7 protein-coding genes are annotated in these 5,534 nt (G+C 37.1%); 4 read left to right on the top strand and 3 right to left on the bottom strand.

Annotation, left to right across the window (positions count from 1 at the left end):
* The coding region (locus tag JEP36_RS17445) for an MATE family efflux transporter (RefSeq protein ID WP_269812710.1) at positions 1-257 on the bottom strand (257 nt) is incomplete at its 3' end.
* Positions 258-457: 200 nt separating this feature from the next.
* Between JEP36_RS17445 and JEP36_RS17440 the strand changes: the two genes are divergently transcribed.
* Complete coding sequence (locus JEP36_RS17440; protein ID WP_198619380.1) at positions 458-1,357, top strand: diaminopimelate dehydrogenase; 900 nt, start codon at positions 458-460, stop codon at positions 1,355-1,357.
* A gap of 84 nt (positions 1,358-1,441) precedes the next feature.
* Here JEP36_RS17440 and JEP36_RS17435 read toward each other — a convergent pair whose 3' ends face one another.
* Entirely contained in the window at positions 1,442-2,269 is an 828-nt protein-coding gene (locus tag JEP36_RS17435) for a phosphoenolpyruvate hydrolase family protein (protein WP_198619381.1), read from the bottom strand.
* A 16-nt stretch (positions 2,270-2,285) separates the two neighbouring features.
* The gene (locus JEP36_RS17430; RefSeq protein WP_198630547.1) at positions 2,286-3,497 is read right to left on the bottom strand and encodes a Tm-1-like ATP-binding domain-containing protein; all 1,212 of its coding nucleotides are present in this window, start codon (positions 3,495-3,497) and stop codon (positions 2,286-2,288) included.
* Between the two features lie 230 nt (positions 3,498-3,727).
* On the opposite strand from JEP36_RS17430, the gene JEP36_RS17425 reads away from it, so the two are divergent.
* The 3 genes from JEP36_RS17425 to JEP36_RS17415 all read left to right on the top strand — a co-directional run.
* Positions 3,728-4,360: a TetR/AcrR family transcriptional regulator gene (locus tag JEP36_RS17425; protein ID WP_109371635.1), complete on the top strand. Its 633-nt coding sequence runs from the start codon at positions 3,728-3,730 to the stop codon at positions 4,358-4,360.
* A 64-nt stretch (positions 4,361-4,424) separates the two neighbouring features.
* Complete coding sequence (locus JEP36_RS17420; RefSeq protein WP_006535016.1) at positions 4,425-5,057, top strand: helix-turn-helix transcriptional regulator; 633 nt, start codon at positions 4,425-4,427, stop codon at positions 5,055-5,057.
* 221 nt (positions 5,058-5,278) lie between these two features.
* Positions 5,279-5,534 (top strand): hypothetical protein (locus JEP36_RS17415; RefSeq protein ID WP_198630546.1); only part of this gene is annotated, 256 nt, incomplete at its 3' end.

Raw genomic sequence — 5,534 nt, 5'->3', positions numbered from 1 at the left:
TGGCTGGCTTTTTCTTTTTTACCCGCGCCTAAGTATTGGGCAATAACAACGCTACATCCCACACTAATAAAGCTAAAAATAGTGATAAAAAGATCAAAGACTTGGTTACCGACGCCCATAGCAGCTAAGTAAGCCGTAGAAACGTGGCTTACCATGTAAGTATTAATTAATAGTGTGGCTAGATGTAGGAAAATATCTATAAATATTGGCCAACTAAGGGAAAAAAGCGAGCGATCCGCTACATCAGACTGATGCATTGAAAACCTTCTTAAAAACAGAGTGAAATCGATATTATTAATATAACGCGTAGGAAGATAAGAGATTCTACAAGGTTTATTTATAAGGTAATAGTGCAAATAATGTTTATCTGGCAAAAAAGATGTTTATATGGTTTATTCATTGATAACTAATCACTATTATCATTAAGAGATGATTAACGTTAAAGTCAGGGGAATGAATGAATACTAAAATAAAAGTGGCGATTGTCGGTTATGGCAATATTGGTCGATTTGCATTAGAAGCGGTTCAAGCTGCTCAAGATTTTGAATTAATGGGTGTTGTTCGTCGTGATATCAATAATGTTCCAGAAGAACTGCAAAATATTACCGTGACTAACGATATTAAAACATTAGGTAATGTTGATGTTGCTCTCTTATGTTCACCGACTCGTGCAATTAAAGAATTAGCTAAATCTATTTTAAGCTTAGGCATTAATACAGTAGATAGTTTTGATGTTCACAGTGAAATTGTGGCATTAAAAACAGAGTTAGATGAAGTTGCAAAAAAACATGACCGTGTCGCTGTTATTTCAGCAGGTTGGGATCCGGGTTCTGATTCTATTATTCGTACGCTAATGTTAGCTATGGCACCAAAAGGGATCACTTATACTAATTTTGGGCCTGGTATGAGCATGGGGCATAGCGTAGCGGCTAAAGCAATTGATGGTGTAAAAGATGCACTTTCAATGACTATTCCATTAGGAACTGGCGTTCATCGTCGTATGGTTTACGTGGAATTAGAAGCTGGAGTAGATTTTAATCAAGTAGAGCAAGCCATTAAAGCAGATAGCTATTTCTCTTCTGATGAAACTCATATTAAGCAAGTCGATTGTGTTGATAGTTTAAAAGATGTGGGACATGGTGTGCAAATGTCTCATAAAGGGGTTTCGGGTAAAACACATAATCAATTATTTGAATATTCAATGCGTATTAACAACCCTGCATTGACGTCTCAATTTATGGTGTCTGCTGCAAGAGCAAGTATGAAACAACGTGCAGGTGCTTATACGGTTATTGAAATTCCACCAGTTGATTTCTTAGCTGGGGATTTAAATACATTAATTGCAAAACTCGTCTAATCGATTAAGAGTATCTGCATAAAATATTGCCCACATAACGTGGGCAATATAGATTAACGCTTAGGCAAACTTGATGATTTTGAATTAGCGTTTAATACTTTTAAATTCTTTGGTTGTTGCGGTTAATGCCACTTCTGTTGGTAAGCGTTCCATTGAACTTGCACCATAGAAGCCGTGGCAATCAGGGCAGTTATCGAGGATATATTGTGCATCTTCTGGTGTTGCAATTGGACCACCATGACAAAGCACAATCACATCAGCACGCACTGCTTTTGCCGCTTTTGCCCAATCATTAATTAATGGTACGCAATCCGCTAAGGTTAATGCCGTTTCAGCCCCAATATTGCCGCCAGTTGTTAATCCCATATGAGGTACAATAATATCTGCGCCAGCTTCAGCCATTGCAATCGCATCTTCACGACTAAAGACATAAGGTGTGGTTAATAAACCTTTTTCATGAGCCTTGCGGATCATATCCACTTCAAGACCATAACCCATACCTGTTTCTTCTAAATTAGCGCGGAAATTACCATCAATCAGACCTACCGTTGGGAAATTCTGTACGCCAGCAAAGCCTGTTGCTTTAACTTCATCTAAGAATTTATCAAAGTTACAGAAAGGATCTGTACCATTAACGCCAGCAAGTACAGGTGTATGTTTAACAACAGGTAATACTTCTTTTGCCATATCCATAACGATTTCATTGGCGTTACCATAAGCTAATAAACCCGCTAAAGAGCCACGGCCAGCCATACGATAACGACCAGAGTTATAAATAACGATAAGGTCAATACCACCTGCTTCTTCACACTTAGCTGAAAGCCCTGTACCCGCACCACCGCCAATAATTGGCTCATGGCGTGCAATCATTTCATTGAATTTTTTTAGTAACGTTTCACGTGAATGAGTCATTCTTCTTTCTCCGTGGTTAACAAATAAGTTCCTGGTGTAAATCATAAATTTGCTGAGTAAACTCAGCAGAGTTTATGTGATAAGGACTGATGACTAACTGACGAGTCTCTGTCTCTTTAAATGTTGTTATAAATGCATCAAAAAAAGCTTGGTTTGCTTGAGGATCCCAGAAAGAGGCTCCTTCAATATCCAGAGCTGAAAAACCGCCCTGTGGTAATACAAACCGCAATGGACCTTCACACTGATTGAGTTTCTCAGCGATCCAGATACCTAATTGACGGTTTTCCTCTGGTGTTGTACGCATCAAGGTGACTTGCGCATTGTGATGATAAAATTGACGCCCTTTATATTTCTCAGGAACACTCGATGGGCGACCAAAGTTCACCATATCTAATGCGCCACAAGAACCTATATAAGGGGTTTTGGTTCGGGCGATTGCACCAAAACGGTCTTCATCACAAGCAAGTACACCGTCAAACAAGTAATCACACACTTCTGTTGTTGTAAGATCGAGCACGCTATGAAGTAGGTGACTGTCTGCCAGTTTTTCCATGGCTTTACCGCCACTTCCTGTTGCGTGAAAAACAAGGCAGTCATAATTATTTTCAAGTTTTTGTGTAAGTTGTTGTACACAAGGCGTAGTTACACCAAACATCGTTAATGCGACAGCCGGTTTATCAACAACATGTTCTTCTTGGTAAAAATAAACAGCGCCAGCTATTTGGTTCGCCGCATTTCTTAGGACTTTGCGAGAAATGCGATTTAAGCCGGATACATCTGTGACGGAGTACATCATTGAGATATCACTTGCACCGATATAGCCTGAAATATCGCCAGACGCCATCGTTGATACCATCAATTTAGGTACACCAATTGGCAAAGATTGCATTGCTGGTGTAATCAGTGCCGTTCCCCCCGATCCGCCTAGTCCAAGAATGGCTAAGACATCATCTTGGTGAGTTAAATAGTGTTCAAATGCGATAGACATCGCTTCTATGGCTTTACCTCTATCGCCACAGAAAACCGCGTCTTTACCATTAGGGTGAAAACTTGCGATTTCTGCTGCGGTGACATCAGCTTCTTTGGCGAGTGTCGTGGGTTTAGTTGTCAAATCGACGGTTTTAACAGGAAGGCCTGCTTTTTTAATTAAATCACTGACATAAAAAATCTCAGCACTTTTAGTATCAAGCGTTGTGGCAATATAAATAGAGCCAGAATACTGTTTCATAAGCCTTCCCTTACCTTTTATGATTATCGACGAATAGATTATAACCATAATGAGACTCGAGTTTCATTTATCATAACATCGTTTTGAGACTCTTGTCTCATTATTTTTATTTTTATACTCTAGAGGTCGATAAGGTGTGATTAATCACCTAAAGTAAACGTTAAGTGTTGTGAGTATTTGACTTAAAATAAATTAGACACATAAAGTGTGGAAATAACGAAGGATTTTCTATGAGTGACAATGACGAAACGGATGCTATGTCCGGTACACGAAAAAGAACCCATCAATTATTGGTGACAACAGCATTGGGACTTTTTGAGCAAGGAATGTTACCGACAGTGTCGGAATTAGCGGCACATGCAGGTGTTTCGAGAGCAACCGCATATCGTTATTTTCCAACACAAAGTGATTTAATTAGTGCCACTGTTGATGCAAGTTTAGCACCGATCATTGCATGGAACCCCACTCCTGAAGATAATACGCAACAGCGCATTACTGAATTGCTCAATCTTGCCTATCCTCAAATGTTTAAACATGAAGGTGCACTGCGTGGTGCATTACAAGTCTCATTACAGCAGTGGGCAAAAGAGAGGCAATCAAGTGAATATGCAGAAAAACGATTTATTCGCGGTCATCGTAAAGAGATTTTACTCAAAGTTATTGAACCGTTAAAAGCACACTATCCTGAAGAAATGTGGGATAAGGTGATTAAATCTTTCTCTTTAATTTATGGGTCTGAAGTCTTTTTGGTAATGAAAGATATCTGGAAAATGGATGATCAGCAGGTCATTGATATGACTCAATGGATGGCAAAAGCTATTCTAAATCAGGCAAAATCTGATTATCCTGCAGATAACGATTAATTATTTGAATAAATCAGTTAAAATTGTATAAATCATTTACGTTTTAGCTATTGCAGGGATCGTTATGTCACATAAAACAGAAGACCAAGAGTGGCTGGTAGAACAACTACAATTTATTGCACAAGGCATTGGTAAAACATTATCGCCTTTTTGTGAAGTTGTACTTCATGATCTAACCGATAGTGAAAATACCATTATGGTCATTGAAAATAATCTATCAGGTAGAAAAGTAGGGGATAGAGCAACTGAGCTAGGAATGGCACGTATTGAATCGTCAGATTTCCCTCAGATTGTGGCGAATTACCCCAATCAATTTCCGGATGGAAGAACGGCAAAAAGTACGTCTATCGGTATTAAAGACAAACAGGGCAATTATGTTGCAGCGTTATGTTTAAATATTGATATTTCAATGATCAAAGGATTACAAATGGTACTTAACCAATTTGCAACCCTTGAAGAAGGTAATGACATTATTGAAACCTTTAGTTCAGTGACGGAAGATTCGCTGAAAAAACGTATTGATGAGTTTTCTGCGACTTATTCAGTCACACCAAGAGCATTAAAACCACACCAAAGGCGCGAGTTGTTACTCTGTTTACAAGATGAAGGTTATCTTTCGCTGCGTAAAGCAATGGAAATTACTGCACAATACCTCGGTGTTTCAAGAGCAACGGTGTATAACGATTTAAAAGAATGATTAACAAATAAATTATTTTTAAATTCCAGCGGAATATAAATCAGTAAACTAAAAAAAGATATCACTTGTTGATATCTTTTTTTATTTCTGTTTTTAAATTTTAATAATATAGTGTTTTTTATTGAAATTGATTAACTAATTACTTGTGTTTGATTTTTATAAACATAAAAAAATAAAAGGAATAGACTGTCTATAATAATTTTTAATTGATAGGTATTAAAATGAAAATTTCAGAAATACAACCAATTTTATCTTCATCTATAGATACGATTGATAATAAAATAAATAAAAAATTTGGTTTAACAAAAAATATAAATTCCATCGGTAATACTACTGTTCCTTTTGATAAAGGAAAAAGAGAAGAAATATTACAAGAAAATTATTCAAAGTATATTAAAGAATGTCAGAATATATTAAATAAAACAAATCCTGATATTTATAAACCCCACTCTGGAAATCTTAGAGCAGAAAATATAG

The sequence above is a fragment of the Proteus sp. PR00208 genome (genome assembly GCF_016238545.1).
GTDB lineage: Bacteria > Pseudomonadota > Gammaproteobacteria > Enterobacterales > Enterobacteriaceae > Proteus.
This window is presented reverse-complemented; position numbering and strand designations above follow the sequence as displayed.

Bases quoted from the DNA above. Each gene is read 5' to 3' on its own strand.
- JEP36_RS17440 (WP_198619380.1), top strand. From the start codon at position 458: ATGAATACTAAAATAAAAGTGGCGATTGTCGGTTATGGCAATATTGGT.
- JEP36_RS17435 (WP_198619381.1), bottom strand. From the start codon at position 2,269: ATGACTCATTCACGTGAAACGTTACTAAAAAAATTCAATGAAATGATT.
- JEP36_RS17430 (WP_198630547.1), bottom strand. From the start codon at position 3,497: ATGAAACAGTATTCTGGCTCTATTTATATTGCCACAACGCTTGATACT.
- JEP36_RS17425 (WP_109371635.1), top strand. From the start codon at position 3,728: ATGAGTGACAATGACGAAACGGATGCTATGTCCGGTACACGAAAAAGA.
- JEP36_RS17420 (WP_006535016.1), top strand. From the start codon at position 4,425: ATGTCACATAAAACAGAAGACCAAGAGTGGCTGGTAGAACAACTACAA.